This is a genomic window from Pseudoalteromonas sp. BSi20311, from assembly GCF_000239875.1.
GTDB lineage: Bacteria > Pseudomonadota > Gammaproteobacteria > Enterobacterales > Alteromonadaceae > Pseudoalteromonas.
Genome location: NZ_BADU01000091.1, coordinates 1 through 18,020, shown reverse-complemented (window position 1 = coordinate 18,020; position 18,020 = coordinate 1). Strand labels below are relative to the sequence as shown.

Sequence of the window (18,020 nt, the reverse complement as noted above, 5' to 3'; positions counted from 1 at the left end):
GCGCAGATAGTAGCTCGCGGGGCAAATGATTTTGACGCTGATTTTGAATGGGCGTACTTAACATATGAATTCTCAGATGACTTACAATTAAGCGCAGGAAAAATGCGTCTTCCTCTATTTCGCTATTCTGACTTTTTAGATGTTGGCTATACCTACCGCTGGGTACGTCCGCCTCAGTCTGTATATAACTTACCGTTCTCAACCTATGATGGCCTAAGCTTATTACATACAACTCAACTTGGTGATTGGGATTCGACTGTGCAAGTTGTTTATGGCAGCTTCGACGATAATATCGCTGTAGTATCAGTAAATGGAGATACCGAGCTTAACAACATGGCCGGGGTTAACTGGTCATTGTCATACGATTGGTTTAGTGCTCGCGCTGCATATTTCATTGCAGATACGAGTATCGGTATTCAAAATGATACGGCTGAAGGTATGGCTCTTAATGGACTTGAGCAAGCACTTCGTAGTTCAGGGTTTTCAGACCAAGCAAATGATATAGCAATAAATGAGGATGATAGCTACTTCCTCGCTTTCGGTTTCTCAATCGATTACAACAATATCTTGTTTGATGCCGAATACACAGAATTTGAAGTTGAAAACAGCGCACTCGCTAAACAAACTCAATACTACACCTCTTTAGGCTACCGTATGGACGAGGTAACCGTTCACTTAACATACGAAAACAACGACGATAAGCACGACAGCAGCCGTTATAATGCACTACCAACTGTTCCAACTTTAAACGCAGGTCTTAACCAAGCTTTAGAAGGCTCTAAAGCTAAGAGTAATGTATACACGATTGGTGCTCGCTATGACTTCCACCCAATGGCTGCCTTAAAAGTAGATTTTAGTCGCTTTGAAGATGACATAACAAATACTGAAACTGACGTAGTCGCCGTTGGCGTTGATTTAGTATTTTAATAGGAGCGTATGATGAAAAAATTAATTTTAGCCAGCATGCTAACACTGTGTAGCACAATAGCATTTGCTGAAGTTGCTGTAATTGTAAATCCAGCTAATGCCAATGCAGTGAGCCAAGATGATATTAAAAAAATATACCTTGGCAAGAGCAAATCGTTTGCTGATGGTACCAAAGTAAATCCTGTTAACCAAAATGGTAATGCAGTAGCTGATGAATTTAACGACAAGCTTGTTGGCAAATCAGGCAGTCAATTAAATGCCTATTGGTCAAAACTGGTTTTTACTGGTAAAGGCACGCCTCCAGGTAAACTTGATAACGACCAAGCAGTAATTGATTTTGTAGCTGCTAATGCAGATGCAATTGGCTATATAGACAGCGCTAAAGCAAGTGATAAAGTAAAAGTAGTAGGTAAATATTAATCTACTAGGTTAAAAACAAAAGCCCGCAATAAATACTTTATTGCGGGCTTTTTTATATCTATAACATTTACAACCTTCATAAAACGTTAAAGTAGTGTCTTAACGACTACTCAATTTTAAACTTAGCAGTTGCATCTAATAGGTTATCTGAAAGGTAATGTAAGTTTTTAGCCACATCTCTTACTGCTTTAAGTGAGCTCATTGTATCTTCAAATGAAACATGCATATTAGATACGTTGTCTACAACCATTGCGGCCACTGAGGTTTGCTCTTCAGTTGCTGCTGCAATCTGCGAGTTCATCCCATTAATTTCTAGTATTTGCTCTGCTATTTTTTCAATCGAGACACCGGTTTGCTCTGCTGCACTGGCATTATCGGTTGCCATGTCTCTTGCAGAGGTCATAGCCGTTACAGATTCATTGGCAGCAACACTTAGGGTACTTAATAGCTCACGAATTTCATTGGTTGACTGTGCTGTGCGTGATGCAAGCTCGCGGACTTCATCAGCAACCACGGCAAAGCCACGACCATGTTCACCTGCGCGCGCAGCTTCTATTGCAGCATTTAACGCTAACAAGTTTGTTTGCTCGGCAATGGAGGTGATTACATTTAGTATTTGCGATACATTTTTAGTGTCATCTGCTAACTTATTAATGGTGTTGGCCGCTATATTAATTTCATCACTTAAAGTGCGCGACGCATTAACAGACATTTTTACTTGCGCACGGCTTTGATCTACTTCTTTTTCTGCTGTTTGCACGGCATTAGATGCGCTCGCAGCTGATTGTGAAATATCACCAACGCTTTGCTTCATTTCTTCCATCGACTGTTTAACAACATCGGCATCAGTGGTTTGTTTAGTGGTTGCTCGCTCAGCTCGCTCCATTCCTTGCACAAGCCGGGTTGAATTTTCCATTAACGGTTCACATACCGCTATTACTTCTAAAACGGTTTCTCTTAGTAGGCTAATAAAGGCATTAAAGTTTATAGACACCTGCCCTATTTCATCTTCAGAGTTAACGGCAAGCTTGGTACTTAACGACCCTTTGCCACTTGCTAGAAGACTCAGGTTATTAGCGGCATCACTGGCTGATGAACCAATATTACGTGCAATCCAAATAGCCATAAGTAACAGCAGCACTAATGATACAACCGCAACAAGCAGCATTAAATTAAGCGCATCATCTGAGCGTGCTTTTGTATTAGCAACAAGTTGGAAAAAGCGATCATCTGCTTTTTGCTGCGCGCTTTTAAAGCTAGTTAAAACAGCCTCAAAAAGGCTTGTTTTAAGCTGAGCCTGTTGTTGTATTTTGCTAAAGTCAGCCGTGCCATTAACCATACCATTGGCGATAGTTGAAGATATTTTCTCATAATTAGCCAGCCGCGTTTTTGTGTCGCTATCAACATATGATGCATTAATTGCTTCTATTGCGTCTAAGTTCGTAGTGAGCTGCTGATAAGTTTCACCCGCTTTTGTTACTAAGTCTTGTTCACCAAAGGTTACAGCCTGAGTGTATAACTCATCTAACTTTTCTAAAATACTTACGTTAGCCAGGGTTAATTTGGCTACTTTATAAGAAGATTTCTCCATTTCATCAAGTGATATGCGATTTTCGTTCATAGCAAAGTAATTAACCAAAACAATTACTAAGAATGCGATAATCGCTATAGATGTAATTGCATGTATTTTTTTAGTAATGCTGAGGTTTTTAAAAGAGAAACCTGAAGCCATATTAATTTACCCCGTTTTATTATCTATAGTTATTATCGGCTTAAGATGCAAAAATGTTAACTTTATTTTTAATTTTCGACGCTTTTTATACATAAAATTAAATATACAGCAGTATTCTTTTATAAACACTAACAATTGAAATATAGAGTGTTCTCTCCAATGTTCAACATTAATCTAAAAAGAGTTGTTTAATATTTTAAATTTCAAGCACAAAAAAACCAGTAACATTACTGTTACTGGTTTTTGTATTTGGTGCGGATGGGGGGACTTGAACCCCCACGCCCGAAAGCACTACCCCCTCAAGGTAGCGTGTCTACCAATTCCACCACATCCGCATTTTTTAAGCTATTGCTTAGTGCTAAGTCCGCATGTTTATTTGAGGGAAATAAACAACTTAACGATTTAAAACTAAATTAATTTGGTACGTCAGAGCTTTGCTCTTTAGTTGATGTTACAGGAACATCTTCTTCAACTGGGTTAACAGTTTCAACAGCTGGAGCAGCTTCTAAGTTTTCCCATTCGTCAGTCTTTTTAATTTGACCGGCAGTTAGGTTACCTAAAACAATACTCAACACAAAAAAGATTGTTGCCAAAGTTGTTGTTGTTTTCGTCATAAAGTTACCGGCTCCTGAAGAACCAAAAACAGTAGACGATGCGCCCGCACCAAATGATGAGCCCATGTCAGCACCTTTACCTTGCTGGATCAAAACCATACCAACAAGCGCTAAAGCTACAATTAAATACACTACTAATAAAATTTCGTACATCTTATACGGTCCCTTTTGCACTATTGCAGATAGCAGTGAATGATTCTGCTTTTAAACTTGCGCCGCCAATTAGCCCGCCGTCTATATCTGTTTGTGCAAATAATAATTCGCTATTTTTTTCATTAACGCTACCACCATATAAGATGGTTAGCCCTTGTGCTAAATCGCCGTCTAGTGAAGCAATTTTGTCACGGATAAATTTGTGAACACTTTGTGCCTGTTCAGGCGATGCAGTCTTACCTGTGCCTATAGCCCAAACGGGCTCATATGCTATCACAGATTCTTTCAGTGCTGCTACACCTAATTTATTAATTACTGCGTCAATCTGCGCAGCAACTACCTGTTCTGTTTGCCCGTTTTCTTGCTCTATTTCGCTCTCTCCAACACATAAAATAGGCGTTAAACCTACTTGTTGTGCGCGAGCAAACTTAGCCGCCACGGTATCGTTACTCTCTTTGTATATGCTGCGTCGTTCTGAATGACCAACCAGTACATACTTTGCACCTAACTGTTTAATCAGCTGGGCATCTACTTCACCAGTAAAAGCACCGGGTGTATTCTCTGAAACGGTTTGTGTTCCGGTAGTTACACCACTTGCAATCATTGCTGATACCAGTGGAAACGGAGGAAATAAAACAATGTTTACTTTAGCAGATTTAACATTGTTAATAGCATCAGACAGTTGTTCAACAAGCTCTAATGAGCCATTCATTTTCCAGTTGCCTGCGACCATCGCCTTGCGTGTTGCCATTTTTCCACTCCATATTAGAAAGCGGGCGAGATATTAACTCGACTCGCCCAAAGTTACAAGAGGTTATTGTTATCAATCAGTTTGTTTGCTCATAGATTCGACAACCGCTGCTATTTTCTGTGCGCTGTCGATAACTATTTTTTCTTGTTCTGCTTCAACCATCACCCGTACAACAGGTTCAGTACCAGATTTACGCAGTAATACGCGGCCTTTATCTGCTAAGCTTTGTTCTACTTCAGCCACTGCAGCAAGCACTTCTGGCGCTTGGGTCGGATCGGTACCGGCAGTGTATCGCACGTTAATCATTTTCATTGGGTACTTAGTAAATCCAGCGCCTAAATCTTGAAGTGTACGGTTTTGTGCCACCATAGCAGCAAGTACTTGCAAGCTTGAAATAATGCCATCGCCAGTGCTAATCAAATCTAGATTTAAAACATGACCTGAGCTTTCACCACCTATTTTCCAGCCTTTTTGCTGCAGTAGCTCCATCACATAACGGTCACCCACTTTGCTGCGAGCAAAAGCAATATTTTTAGCTTTTAATGCATTCTCAAGGCCCATATTCGACATTACAGTACCAACAACACCACCACCTAAGTTGTCATCTTGAGCAGCTTGACAGGCAATAATATAAACTAAATCATCACCATCAAATACACGGCCATTATGATCAACCATCATTACACGGTCGCCGTCGCCATCATAGGCAATACCTACATCCGCTTTATGCTCAAGTACTTTTTGCTTTAGTGTATCTACGTGAGTTGCGCCACATTCGTGGTTAATGTTCACCCCATTTGGCTCACACGCATGAGTGATCACCTCAGCACCAAGCTCTCGCATTACTGAAGGCGCTATGTGATACGTTGCACCGTTGGCACAATCTAAGACTATTTTTAATCCCTCAAGAGATAAGCCTTGTGGGAACTGGCTTTTACAAAACTCAATATAACGGCCATCAGCGCTTGATAAGCGTGTTGCTTTACCTAGCTTATCAGAGGCTACACATGTCATTGGTTCGTCAAGCATGGCTTCAATTTGCAGCTCTACAACATCATCTAGCTTTAAGCCTTGGCCATTAAAAAACTTAATACCGTTATCGTAGTAAGGATTATGGGATGCACTGATCACAATACCTGCTTCTGCGCGAAACGTTTGCGCTAAATACGCAACGGCAGGCGTTGGCATAGGACCAAGTAAAATAACATCAATACCGGCTGCAATTAGACCAGACTCTAGTGCGGTTTCAAGCATGTAACCAGAAATACGAGTGTCTTTACCAATAATGACTTTTTTTGTACCGTGTTGCGATAATACACGCCCTGCAGCCCAACCTAGTTTCATTGCAAATTCAGGATTAATAGGTCCTTGCCCCACTAAACCACGCACACCATCTGTGCCAAAATATTTTCTTTCTTTCATTTAAAGTACTCCTTGTTTGCAGGCTTGATATACGCCAAGCACGTCTGCGGTTTCTTTTACATCATGCACACGAATAATATGCGCACCATTTTGTGCAGCTATTAATGCGCCAGCTAAACTGCCTGCTAATCTATTTTCTGTATCTCTGTTGAGTAAATTACCAATCATTGACTTACGTGATAACCCTGCCAGCAGCGGTAAGCCAAACTGCGCGTAGTCATTAAATTGAGCCAATATTTGATAATTGTGTTTAAGTGTTTTTCCAAAGCCAAAACCAGGGTCTAATATTAGCTGGCTTTGCTTTATGCCAGCAGTTTCGCATGCAGCGATTCGCTGGTTAAAAAAGTCATTTATCTCGCTTGCTAAATCATCATAGTGAGGGTCGTTTTGCATACTTCGCGGCTGTCCTTGCATATGCATTAAGCACACCGCCACATCAGGGTACTGCGCAACGACAGCAAGCGCATCGTCCTCTTGTAAAGCTCTCACATCATTTACTATATCCGCACCGGCTTCAATGGCTTGACGCATGACTTCAGCTTTACTGGTATCGATTGAAATAATGCAATCACTTTGCTCACGAATAGCCTTAATAATCGGAATTACGCGCTGCAGTTCGTCTTCAAGGCTAACATCGGGGGCACCTGGGCGTGTTGATTCGCCGCCAATATCTAGAATAGTCGCGCCATCATCAAGTAATTGCATCGCATGATTTAGCGCAGCTGTCGTATTAAAAAACTGGCCACCATCCGAAAATGAATCAGGAGTAACGTTTACTATTCCCATAATAACGGGCTCGCTAAGGTCAAGCGTTCGACCACGCGCAAGGTTAATTTTATTATTCATCGCTATCCTTAATATGTGTTTGTTGAGTGTAATTTGGGTTAATCACAGCAAACTGATACAAAAAAGCCCCGAACTTCGGGGCTTTTGGATACGTTATTTTAACGATTATTCAGCTTTATCATCAAGGTTTGTTTCATCTTTTTTAGACTCATCTTTCTTAGACTCATCTTTCTTAGACTCATCTTTTTTAGATTCGTCAGTTGGTTTTTGGATTTCATCAACTGCTTTATCTTTAGAAACACCTTCTTTTTCTGGTTTAGCTTCATGACGGTCATGCGCATCACGTGGTTCACGTACTGGCTGACGTGCCATTAAATCATCAATCTGTTTCGCATCGATAGTTTCATACTTCATCAGTGCATCTTTCATTGCGTGTAAAATATCAATATTTTCTTTCAATATTGATTCTGCACGTTGATAGTTGCGGTCTGAGAATAAACGTACTTCTGCATCAATTACTTTGGCTGTTTCATCCGACATGCTCATAGAACGACCACCGCCGCCACCCATATACATTTCGTTTTGATCTTCAGCATAAAGTAATGGACCTAGCTTTTCGCTTAAACCCCATTGTGTAACCATTTTGCGAGCAATGTCAGTTGCACGTTCGATATCGTTACTTGCACCTGTAGTTACTTTGTCTTCACCATAAATAATGGCTTCTGCAATACGGCCACCATAGAGGCTAGAAATCATAGATTCAAGCAGTTCTTTAGAATGGCTAACACGGTCTTGCTCTGGTAAATACATTGTCACACCTAACGCTCGGCCACGTGGAATAATAGATACTTTATAAACCGGATCGTGCTCAGGCACCATACGACCTACAATGGCATGACCTGCTTCATGGTAAGCCGTCATTTCTTTTTCTTGCTCGCTCATCACCATGGTCTTACGTTCAGCACCCATCATGATTTTATCTTTTGCAGCGTCAAATTCAGCCATACTAACAACACGCTTATTACCACGAGCTGCATAAAGAGCGGCCTCATTCACTAGATTAGCAAGATCAGCCCCTGAGAAACCAGGTGTACCACGTGCAATCACTGCTGCTTCAACGTTATCACCTAAAGGTACTTTACGCATGTGTACTTTTAGGATTTGCTCACGACCACGAATATCTGGCAAACCAACCACAACTTGACGGTCAAAACGACCAGGACGAAGTAATGCTGGGTCTAAAACATCAGGACGGTTAGTCGCAGCAATAACGATAATACCTTCATTACCTTCAAAGCCATCCATTTCAACTAGCATTTGGTTAAGCGTTTGCTCACGTTCATCGTGACCGCCGCCCATACCTGCACCACGTTTACGCCCTACCGCATCGATTTCATCAATGAAAATGATACAAGGTGCTGCTTTTTTAGCTTGTTCGAACATGTCACGTACACGTGATGCACCTACACCCACAAACATTTCAACAAAATCAGAACCCGAGATGGTAAAGAATGGTACTTTTGCTTCACCAGCAACCGCTTTAGCAAGCAAGGTTTTACCCGTACCAGGAGGACCAACCATAAGTACACCTTTAGGAATACTACCACCTAATTTTTGGAACTTAGAAGGGTCACGTAAAAAGTCCACCAGCTCGGTTACATCGTCTTTGGCTTCATCACAGCCAGCTACATCAGCAAAAGTCGTTTTGACTTGATCTTCACTCATTAAACGGGCTTTACTTTTACCAAATGACATGGCGCCTTTGCCACCGCCACCTTGCATCTGACGCATGAAGAAAATCCACACACCAATTAGCAGTATCATAGGGAACCAAGAAATGAAAATGCTTGCTAAAAACGATTGTTCCTCAGGTTTAACACCTTTGACATTTACATCGCTTTTTAACAAATCATTTAAAATATCTTTATCATAGATCGGCATTATCGTTTGAAAACGCTCGCCACTATTTTTTATGCCAGTAATTGTGCCACTGCCACTTTCAATAGACACTTCTTGTATAGAGCCGCTGCGGGCATCTTTAACAAATTGACTGTAACTTGTTTGACGATCAACTTGATCGCCGCCATTAAAGCTCTGAAATACTGACATAAGCACAACTGCAATAACCAGCCAGAGTATTAGATTTTTCGCCATATCGCTCAAGGGGTTAACCTCTTGTATCCAATTAATTTAAATTCAACTAAACGCCAAGCAACTGTACTACAGTTTGTATCCAGTCGCTACTATATATACTTCCCGAGAACGGGGACGCGAGGCATCCGGTTTACGTATCTTCACTGCTTTAAAACTATTACGTACATCTTGCAAATATTGATCAAAGCCTTCACCTTGGAATACTTTAACAATAAACGCGCCATTTTTCTTTAAAACTTGGTGGCACATATCAAGTGCAAGCTCAACCAAGTACATGCTACCTGCCTGATCAACCGAGTTATTGCCACTCATGTTAGGTGCCATATCAGACAATACCACATCTACATTTTTACCATCAATGCGTTTTAATAGCGCATTAAGTACAGCCTCTTCACGAAAGTCACCTTGTAAAAAGTCAACACCCGCTAATGAATCCATAGGTAAAATATCACACGCAACCACTTGGCCTTTGTCACCTACTTTTTCTGCTAAGTATTGTGACCAACTCCCTGGAGCTGCGCCTAAATCAACCACTGTCATTGCTGGACGCAATAACTTATCTCTGTTTTGGATTTCGTCTAATTTGAAAACAGCTCGAGAGCGCCAGCCTTTTTTTTGCGCTTCTTGAACATATTTATCATCAAAATGTTCTTTAAGCCAACGCTGTGAACTGGCTGACTGTTTTTTATTTGTCATAAATTAACACGCAACTAATTAGTAATATTCTCTAGATGGCGTTAGAATACCCTTAATTCAAGCCATATTCAGCAAAATTTGTAATATCATGACATTATCAAACAAACAAAAGCAGTTTTTAAAAGGTCAGGCACATAGCCTTAAGCCTGTAGTTTTACTAGGTTCTAACGGTTTAACCGAAGGCGTAGTAGTTGAAATCCAAAGCGCATTAGAAATTCACGAATTAATTAAAGTGAAAGTGCCAACTGACGATCGTGAAACCAAAAAGCTTATTTTTGATGCCATTGTTCGCGAAACAGGGGCTACCAAATTACAAACAATCGGTCATACGATTGTGCTTTACCGTCAAAGCCCTGAGAAAAAAATTCAGTTGCCTCGCGGCTAATAATCCGTTTAAAAATCCTAAAAAACCAGCTTCGGCTGGTTTTTTTGTACATGATTAAAAATCCATTGTTCGCAATTTTGATCTGTAATTGCCATCCTCAAGCTTATTAAGCAAATAATAGTGCCCGTATTGCTCCTCATCCATATTTTCAATCGCTTGGTTACTTAATAATGAAGCCAGTTGCGGTGTGGTATTACTATGCCCTATAACCACCACAACGCCGTCTTGTGCCAACAACTGATTTTTCAATGCCGTTAAATCTGCAGCATTATAGGTAATCGTTTTAATATTAAAATACGCGGCTAAGGGCGCTGCAGTACTTAATGTGCGGTTATAATTACTACTGTATAAAGTTATGTGTGGATAAATGTTAACCAACGAAACCAAATACTCAGCACGCGCCTGCCCTTGCTCTGTTAAATATGGATTACTGCCTGTTTGTTTTTCACTATGGCGAAACAAATAAAGTTGTTCAGGCGCAGAAAAAGCAGGATGGCAAACGAGTAACACTAATGCTATCCATGCTGACTTTATCAATGAGCTCATTATTTTTTGCCTCGTTTGTATGCCAATAAACGGTCTATGAATTCCGTGGTAAGCTCATTAATAAGCCCTGTTTCTGCATTTAAAATTAAGCTAAAGCCTACGTTTAAATGCGGAAAAACCACTAAATCACTTCGGTATCCTTGTACCCAACCACTGTGATAGTAAAGCGTTTCATCATTATAATCATACACACGCCAACCCAGCCCATAATAGGCTTCATTCATGTGTTCTCGCCACACCCGTCGATAACGTTCTTTTTTAGTGTGCGTGTACGGACGCGTTTGGGTAGCTAATGCGTCTAATGATAATACCGCTGGATATTGCCCTAATTGCGCATTTAACCAGATAGCCATATCTGACGCACTGGCGTTAACCCCTGCCGCGGGTGCAACTTTGTAATAATTCTTTTTTAAACGGGCGCTATACCAACGCTTTTTACCACGCACGTGAGGGTGTGCATAGTTATTATCTTGCACCATGGCATCGTAACCTAAACTAGCATCATTCATTTCTAAAGGGGTAAAAAACGCGTCATTGAGCCATTGGGTATAGGTTTTGTTGGTGCTTTTTAAAATCACGTCGTCAATTAAGCTAAACATCACATTTTGATAACCATAACAATCACCAGGGTCACAAATGGGTTTAACACTCAATAGTTTTTCAACAATGTCGTTATACCCCATTCGCGATTCAATTAAGTTATCGTAAGCATTGGGCACTAACCCACTAGAATGGCTTAAAATATGAAAAACTTTTAAATCATCTTTATAACCAGTTTGCTTAAAGTCAGGTAAATAGTGACTAACAGGCAAATAAAGGTTGAGCCGCTGTTCATTTGCAAGTTTAGCCGCTAACGACCCTGCAAATGTTTTCGATACTGAAGCTAAACGAAACCGAGTGTGCGGATTAATTTTTTGTCCACTGCGTACCTTTGTATGGCCCATAGTATGGATATAGTCACGCGCTTGGGAGTTGACAATAGAAAGCGCTCCTCCTGGGATTTTTTTTATTTTTAGTTTTTTTTCTGTATAGCGTCCATAACTTTTAACAAATACTTCCCAATCAGGATCTGTGCTTGCGCTCGCCTGCAAATGCGTCCCCATAAGGCACACAGCAAAAAAGTAAAAGGGTAAGGTGTTAAAATACTTCATTCTTAGCTAATTTTTCTTTTTTAGTCATAATCGACCGTTATAATATCATGAACTTTTGTTCGGACTAACGTACAATATGTCCGAACAATGGCTTTTGAGTGGATGTAAAATATTTATGCGTTTTTTAGTTGTATCACTTTTTATAATATTAGCGTCAGGTTGTGCTGTCGTTAAACAACCCGCAGAGCCTTTAGCAATGCCTGCAAAGCCTATGCTTAAGAGCCAAACTTACCAGTTAAAGTATGAAACTGAGCATGCTTCACCAAAAGTGAAGTCGGTGCAGTTACCCGCTCACAACGTGAAAAAAAATCAAACCGTTAGAGTAATTGTAGACCGTGCAAGCGTCACAGACACTTTAGTCTCTCAAATAAGCCAAGCCTTAATTGATAAACAACTTAAGGTGACCACAAGCGAGAATAGCGATTACACGTTAGCCATTCATCAGGTTGATCTAGAATTTATAGATGACGCCAAGTACACCTTAGCGCAACCAGAAAAACCATATTCACTGTTTTCAAAAGTTGCGCAGCAATTTCCCTCGCAACAATGCGCAAATATATTAGCCCAAGTTAGCATGCGACTTACTCACAAAGCATCAGGCGATGTGGTGTGGTTTGCTAAATCATCAATTGACAGTGCAAGCTTTCATCGTGAACCTCTAGTTTATAGCTTCAGCGAAGAAAAGAAGATCACTAATGAGCTGGAAGTTGTTGCATTTATACATAAGCACAACACCGAGCAGGCTCGCCTAAAACGAGCTGAACTTAATAGTGAAGTAACGGCCCCTGCGTATAAAACCATTACGAAACTGAGTCGTTTAACTAAATTAAATGGGCCATGTACACGCACCGAAATAAGCGCGCTCACTCCCATGATGCAATTTTATCTAAGCAGTATTCTTATTGATAAAATTAAAGTTCAGTAGTTGTTAGGACGACCGCTACATTTTTTTACAGATTTAGCCAAGAGTTTGACAATATACTAGGGTCTGTTGACCTTTCAAGGTTGAATTTGCAGCAGTCTGTTTGGTATTTAGGCAAGGCAGAGCCTATGTGGTGTGGTTGTTCCCCATAAATAGGCGATAACGCAGCATCAATGCCAAACAGGCGCTGCCCGAAAGGTTCTGCCTAGGGGCGATTTACTCTTTGTTGCCTACATGGATGTAGGTAAGGGGCGTAAGCAGGACGCGGAAGCTTTGCTCGGTTTTTACTTAGCCCACAAGGTTACAAACCTCGCGCCGCGATTAAACCGCCCCTAGTTTGAACAAATATTAATCCGCAAAGGTCAACAGACCCTTGCCTCTTTAGCAAACTCTAATTAAGGTTCCAAGGATGACGCATACTTCACTTAAACAATCTTTTGGTTGTGCAGCCTTATTAGTTGCCGCCATTTTTAGTGCCAAAAGCAACGCTAGTAATCGTTACTATGCCGATAATACCTTAGAGCCCACAACTGGGTTTGCTTGGGATTGGAGTGCTGGTGCGGGTTATTACATTGAAGACTCTTATTTAGTTGGCATGAACTCCTATGATGTTGGCGCAGAGCTAGATTTGAGTCTTGCCGTTTCTTACGATAATTTTTATCTTGATTTTGACCATAATCAGCTCAGCGGTGGACTTGTTTTAGGCTATAGCTTAATTAACAAATATGATTGGGGCCTTGATTTATTAGGTACCAATATTCAAGCGGGGTTTGATGAGCAAGGTTTAGGCTTTTACAACGACGGGGTAATTGATCCACTGCGTGGTATAAAAAAGCGTAACTATGATTTTGACACCGGCCTTCGATTAACACACCGATTTGAAAATTCACAAATTTCCCTTGAATACTTACATGATATATCTGGTGCTCATAACGGCTGGGTTGCCAATGTGTTTTTCAGCCATATTCAACCTTGGCGCAATTGGGAGTTTCGCTCCGGAATTGGCCTAAGCGCCTACTCTGCTGATTTTACAAACTATTACTTTGGTATTGATAGCGATGAAGCAAACGCAACCCGTCCTATTTATAATACCGACGCCAGTACCAGTATTATGTTTGAATTTCATGCTGAATATCCAATTAATCAAGATTGGGTATTTTTAGCAGGCTGGTTAACTACATGGTTTTCAAAAGAAATTGATGACAGCCCAATTATTTCCCAAGGATATCAACACAAAGCCAAGGTAGGCCTGCGTTATGTACTTTAGATTTTTTTACTGTTTGTTGTTTACATATTCAGGCTCTTTGCTTGCAGTGACAACACAAGCGCCCAGTGAGCTTACTGCCGTACCGGATACCTGTGTCGCCTTACGTGAAGGACGCCATTGTTACGCCGATGTGGTTTTATCATGGCAGCAACCGGAAGTAGGGAATTATTGCTTACGCGACGCGACTTCAAAGTACATTATGCAGTGCTGGCTTAAACAGCGACAAGGTTCGTTTAATTATGCTTTTGACTCAACACAAAGCATTTCATTTGAGCTATTTGATAGTAATACATCACAGGTCATTGCTGTAAGCGAAGTAAAACTACAATGGGTGTATCAAAATAGGCAAAAAAAGCGGCGCTGGCGATTATTTTAAATCAGCCAACTATTAAACACATTTTACTAGCTAAAATATCATTTAGGTATACGAAGAAAGCTTATGGATAATTACGGTACTATTTTACTGGTTGAAGATGATATCTCTCTTGCACAATGGGTGACTGAGTATTTAACTGAGCAAGGTTATATTGTGCATGTGTGTCATCGCGGTGATGAGGTTGTAAGCCAAGTAAAGCATTTAAATCCACAACTTATTTTACTCGACATTATGTTACCCGGACTTGATGGTATTAGTGTATGTCGTGAGTTAGGAAGCTTTTATCATGCCCCTATAATTATGCTCACCGCACGAGATGAAGAAATGGATGAGGTCATTGGACTTGAAGTCGGTGCTACCGATTACATAATAAAACCTGTTCGCCCTCGTGCATTGCTTGCCCGTATTAAGTCGGCTTTACGTTACAGCAACGACATGCCTAACACTGATGCTCAAACGAGTATGATCAATATCGGTCAATTAAGTATTAATACCGAATCTCGTAACGTCACACTCAACCAACAAGATATAAATATTTCAAGCGCAGAGTACTTATTACTGCATTATTTAGCGAGCAACGCTGGGCAAGTAGTATCGCGTGATGCGGTATTCAAAGCAACCAAAGGCAGGGAGTATGATGGCTTAGATAGAAGCGTTGATGTACTTATTTCTGCTTTACGTAAAAAGTTTAATGATGATCCGCAAAAACCAGAAAAAATAAAAACTATTTGGGGCCGTGGTTATTTATTCGTGACTACAGCGTGGTAAGTTTTAATACCAGAGTGCTTATAAATAAACGTCACTTTAATGTACCAAGCCTGCGCTATTAATATGGAATAGCATCAATGAAAAAGTTTTATATTTCACTACTGGGCAGTGCGCTGCTTTCAATTATTGTTTTAGGTTGGCTCATTGATGCATTTAGTCAACAAGCGCATGCGCCACTCGATGAGTTTAGTTTACAAAGCCAAATTATTGTTGGTTTAAGTGAACAACTCACGGCTATAAAACCACAAGCACGCCCTGAGCAGGTTACTCAGTTAGCCAGAGATTTTAATCTAGCTCTTAACTACAAATTAAACCAGTCGCTCGCACTGCCATCAGAGTTATTAGATAAAATGCAAACCCAAGGCGGGTTAATACTCGAGGACGAGCAAGGCTTTTACATGCTCTACACGAATGATGCATTAAGCCCTTATCATTTAACCATGCGTTTAGATAAGCCTTTCGAGAGTACACAACGAAACGATATTATTTTAACACTGCTATTTTATACTGGCTTATGTGTTTTTATGGGTTTTATTATTACCCCTTTAGCAAAACGCCTCACGGTATTAAATGATGCAGCAAAACAGTTTGCATCTGGTAACGTTAAAGCGCGAATTAAGCCCTCTCGTTTTACCTATATAAAAGATGTGGAACTGACTTTTAACCGTATGGCGAGCCAAATTGAAAAGTTAGTTGCTGAAAATAAACTGATGGCCTCAAGCCTATCCCATGACATTAGAACTCCAATAGCCTGCTTACGCTTTGGTGTTGACGCCGCCCTTGATACTCATGACGAGAGTAAAATAAAGCATTATTTAACCCGTATGGAGACCGATTTGGATCATATGGAGTCAATGTTAAAAAGCTATTTAGCGTTTGCTACTTTGGAACAAAATGCCAATAAACTTACTTACTCATCAGCAAATATTAAACATTACCTCAGTGATATTATGTCGCAACTTGAACCTAAAATAGCCGCACGTTCGCTCAAAATCTCTTTAGAGTGCGATGATCATACTATATATGCGGACTTACATTGGCTAGCAAGAGCAATCGCTAACTTAATTAATAATGCCTGCGATTTTGCACATCATCACATTAAAGTAACCGCTTCAGTGCAAGAACACGTTTTAGTTATTAGCATTGCCGATGATGGCCCAGGAATAGCTCAAGAAAATAACCATAAAGTATTTAGCCCGTTCTTTCGTGAACGTAGCCACCGCAATCGCAGTGACAATAGTTACGGACTCGGGTTAGCGATCGTTGCCAAAGTCGCAGATTGGCATCATGGTACTGTAGCAGTGAGCAAAAGCGAGCAACTTGGTGGAGCCTGCTTTACATTAAGTATTGCTCAGCTTGAAGGTTAATCAACCAAGCACTATCGCTTCTAACTAACGCAATATAATTAAAGAAATCGTGCTATTTATAATCAAAATACGCACGTGTTATTTATATCTGAAAATAAAACGCAATAATTGTGCGACTTAGTCAAATAAGCACTTTTTATTTATTTACAATTCCAGTAGATTGTCAGCGGCGTCAAAAAATAGAGAAGCAGAATAATATGAGTGCAGTCAGAGGTGAGTTTAGCTCCCGCTTTGGTTTTATAATGGCCGCAGCAGGGTCTGCTGTTGGGCTTGGTAATATTTGGGGTTTCCCAACACAAACAGCAAGTAATGGGGGGGCTGCCTTTTTAGTCGCGTACTTAGTACTAGCCTTCTTTTTAGCCTATCCCGCTTTAATGGCAGAACTGATGATAGGTCGCCATGGACAAGCTAATGCGGTTTCTTCATTAACTAAATTAACCACTAAACCTTGGCAAAAGCAGTTTGCTTTTGCTGTTGGCTTTGGCGGTATTTTATGTGCAGGTTTTATACTCAGCTTTTATGCGATTGTTGCTGGTTGGATGTTAAGTGCAACTCTGGAGCCTGTAACCACACTCATAGATGCTGATGCTGCATCTTCGTGGCTAAGTGAACAGTCACTTACACGTAATATTCTTTTTACTGTGGTATTTATTATTTTAACCGTTGCTATTATTAGCCGCGGTGTTGAAAACGGTATTGAAAAGTGGTCAAAACGTTTAATGCCTGCTCTGCTCGGAATTTTGTTTGCTTTAATTGCCTATGTAATGACTCAAGAAGGGGCTGTTGAGGGGTTAAAAGCTTACTTAGTCCCCGATTTTTCTTCTATTTTTGATCCTACGTTATTAGTCAGTGCATTAGGGCAAGCCTTCTTTTCATTATCACTGGGTACCAGTGTAATGATTATTTATGGCTCATATATCAGTAAAAAGGAAAACCTCGTCTCTTTGGGTGCTTATGTTACGCTTATTGATGTATTTATAGCATTTGTAGCGGGCTTACTGATTATCCCGGCTATGTATGTTGCACAAGCACAAGGTGTTGAAATATTCTCGTCAACAACAGGCAAGCTGCTCTCAGAAGACACTTTAGTATTTCAGGTTTTACCCGCCCTATTTGATGGTATGGGTGGTGTTGGTTTATTTGTTGGCTTTGCTTTTTTTGCATTAATGAGTATTGCCGCACTGACCTCGTCTATTTCAATGCTTGAAGCGCCGGTGTCGTACACTGTAGAGCGTTTTGCAATGAAGCGTGTGCAAGCCACGTGGTTAATTGGTGCTTTGATTGCCATTGTCAGTATTACTATTGTATGTAACCTAGGCGCGTTATTTGGCTTAGTGATCACCTTAACGACTAAAGTCGCGCAGCCCTTGTTAGGACTTATGTGTTGTATTTTTGTAGGGTGGATCTGGTACAGGTCGTCATTGCTCAAAGCAATCCAGCAAGGTAACCCTGAAGTACATAACACCTTATTTTGGAAAATATGGCCTTGGTACACTAAGTTTGTATGCCCCATAGCCATTAGCCTAGTATTCTTACATTCTTTACTAAGCTAAAAATAAAATATAAAAAAGGCCCACAAATGT

18 protein-coding genes and 1 tRNA gene are annotated in these 18,020 nt (G+C 40.5%); 9 read left to right on the top strand and 10 right to left on the bottom strand.

The annotated features are described in order from the left end of the window. Together P20311_RS10905 and P20311_RS10900 are read left to right on the top strand one after the other, a co-directional pair. Positions 1 to 927: porin (locus P20311_RS10905; protein ID WP_036985086.1), on the top strand; the 927-nt coding region annotated here is incomplete at its 5' end. A gap of 12 nt (positions 928 to 939) precedes the next feature. Continuing rightward, on the top strand, positions 940 to 1,347 hold the full coding sequence (locus tag P20311_RS10900; protein WP_008112703.1) for a hypothetical protein: 408 nt from the start codon (positions 940 to 942) through the stop codon (positions 1,345 to 1,347). Between the two features lie 106 nt (positions 1,348 to 1,453). Here the strand turns inward: P20311_RS10900 and P20311_RS10895 are convergent, their stop codons facing one another. The 8 genes from P20311_RS10895 to rlmE all read right to left on the bottom strand — a co-directional run bounded on the left by P20311_RS10895 (position 1,454) and on the right by rlmE (position 9,655). Then, complete coding sequence (locus tag P20311_RS10895) at positions 1,454 to 3,079, bottom strand: methyl-accepting chemotaxis protein (protein WP_008112700.1); 1,626 nt, start codon at positions 3,077 to 3,079, stop codon at positions 1,454 to 1,456. Between the two features lie 250 nt (positions 3,080 to 3,329). Beyond that, a tRNA-Leu gene (locus tag P20311_RS10890) sits at positions 3,330 to 3,414 on the bottom strand. Positions 3,415 to 3,492: 78 nt separating this feature from the next. Further along, positions 3,493 to 3,846 carry a preprotein translocase subunit SecG gene (gene secG / locus P20311_RS10885; protein ID WP_008112699.1) on the bottom strand — a complete coding sequence of 118 codons (354 nt, stop codon included), beginning with the start codon at positions 3,844 to 3,846 and terminating at the stop codon, positions 3,493 to 3,495. A gap of 1 nt (position 3,847) precedes the next feature. Continuing rightward, a complete protein-coding gene (tpiA, locus tag P20311_RS10880) occupies positions 3,848 to 4,597 on the bottom strand; it encodes a triose-phosphate isomerase (protein ID WP_008112696.1) in 750 nt (249 codons plus the stop codon). 72 nt (positions 4,598 to 4,669) lie between these two features. Continuing rightward, a complete protein-coding gene (glmM, locus tag P20311_RS10875; protein ID WP_008112693.1) occupies positions 4,670 to 6,019 on the bottom strand; it encodes a phosphoglucosamine mutase in 1,350 nt (449 codons plus the stop codon). Then, entirely contained in the window at positions 6,020 to 6,865 is an 846-nt protein-coding gene (gene folP / locus P20311_RS10870; protein WP_008112692.1) for a dihydropteroate synthase, read from the bottom strand. It abuts the gene before it with no gap. 105 nt (positions 6,866 to 6,970) lie between these two features. Next, a complete protein-coding gene (gene ftsH / locus P20311_RS10865) occupies positions 6,971 to 8,959 on the bottom strand; it encodes an ATP-dependent zinc metalloprotease FtsH (RefSeq protein WP_050949647.1) in 1,989 nt (662 codons plus the stop codon). A 66-nt stretch (positions 8,960 to 9,025) separates the two neighbouring features. Continuing rightward, positions 9,026 to 9,655, bottom strand: coding sequence for a 23S rRNA (uridine(2552)-2'-O)-methyltransferase RlmE (gene rlmE / locus P20311_RS10860; protein WP_008112689.1), 630 nt, complete (start codon positions 9,653 to 9,655; stop codon positions 9,026 to 9,028). A gap of 88 nt (positions 9,656 to 9,743) precedes the next feature. Between rlmE and yhbY the strand changes: the two genes are divergently transcribed. After that, entirely contained in the window at positions 9,744 to 10,040 is a 297-nt protein-coding gene (yhbY, locus tag P20311_RS10855; protein WP_008112687.1) for a ribosome assembly RNA-binding protein YhbY, read from the top strand. A gap of 54 nt (positions 10,041 to 10,094) precedes the next feature. On the opposite strand, the gene P20311_RS10850 is transcribed toward yhbY, so the two are convergent. Beyond that, positions 10,095 to 10,586, bottom strand: coding sequence for a histidine phosphatase family protein (locus tag P20311_RS10850; protein ID WP_008112684.1), 492 nt, complete (start codon positions 10,584 to 10,586; stop codon positions 10,095 to 10,097). Then, positions 10,586 to 11,689, bottom strand: a complete 1,104-nt coding sequence (locus P20311_RS10845) for a serine hydrolase domain-containing protein (RefSeq protein WP_370587329.1) — start codon at positions 11,687 to 11,689, stop codon at positions 10,586 to 10,588. Before P20311_RS10845 ends, P20311_RS10850 begins: the two co-directional genes overlap by 1 nt. Before the next feature lie 163 nt (positions 11,690 to 11,852). Between P20311_RS10845 and P20311_RS10840 the strand changes: the two genes are divergently transcribed. The 6 genes from P20311_RS10840 (at position 11,853) to P20311_RS10815 (ending at position 17,990) form a co-directional block, all read left to right on the top strand. Then, the gene (locus P20311_RS10840; protein WP_008112680.1) at positions 11,853 to 12,662 is read left to right on the top strand and encodes a hypothetical protein; all 810 of its coding nucleotides are present in this window, start codon (positions 11,853 to 11,855) and stop codon (positions 12,660 to 12,662) included. Positions 12,663 to 13,068: 406 nt separating this feature from the next. Further along, positions 13,069 to 13,926 (top strand): MipA/OmpV family protein, encoded by an 858-nt coding sequence (locus P20311_RS10835; RefSeq protein WP_008112679.1) that lies wholly within the window; start codon positions 13,069 to 13,071, stop codon positions 13,924 to 13,926. Then, positions 13,916 to 14,302 carry a DUF3019 domain-containing protein gene (locus P20311_RS10830; RefSeq protein WP_008112677.1) on the top strand — a complete coding sequence of 129 codons (387 nt, stop codon included), beginning with the start codon at positions 13,916 to 13,918 and terminating at the stop codon, positions 14,300 to 14,302. The genes P20311_RS10835 and P20311_RS10830 overlap by 11 nt, the downstream gene beginning before the upstream one ends. A gap of 63 nt (positions 14,303 to 14,365) precedes the next feature. Continuing rightward, on the top strand, positions 14,366 to 15,070 hold the full coding sequence (locus tag P20311_RS10825; RefSeq protein ID WP_008112676.1) for a response regulator transcription factor: 705 nt from the start codon (positions 14,366 to 14,368) through the stop codon (positions 15,068 to 15,070). 77 nt (positions 15,071 to 15,147) lie between these two features. Further along, entirely contained in the window at positions 15,148 to 16,437 is a 1,290-nt protein-coding gene (locus P20311_RS10820) for an ATP-binding protein (protein ID WP_008112675.1), read from the top strand. Positions 16,438 to 16,634: 197 nt separating this feature from the next. Further along, positions 16,635 to 17,990 (top strand): sodium-dependent transporter, encoded by a 1,356-nt coding sequence (locus P20311_RS10815; RefSeq protein WP_008112674.1) that lies wholly within the window; start codon positions 16,635 to 16,637, stop codon positions 17,988 to 17,990. The last annotated feature ends 30 nt before the right edge of the window (positions 17,991 to 18,020 follow it).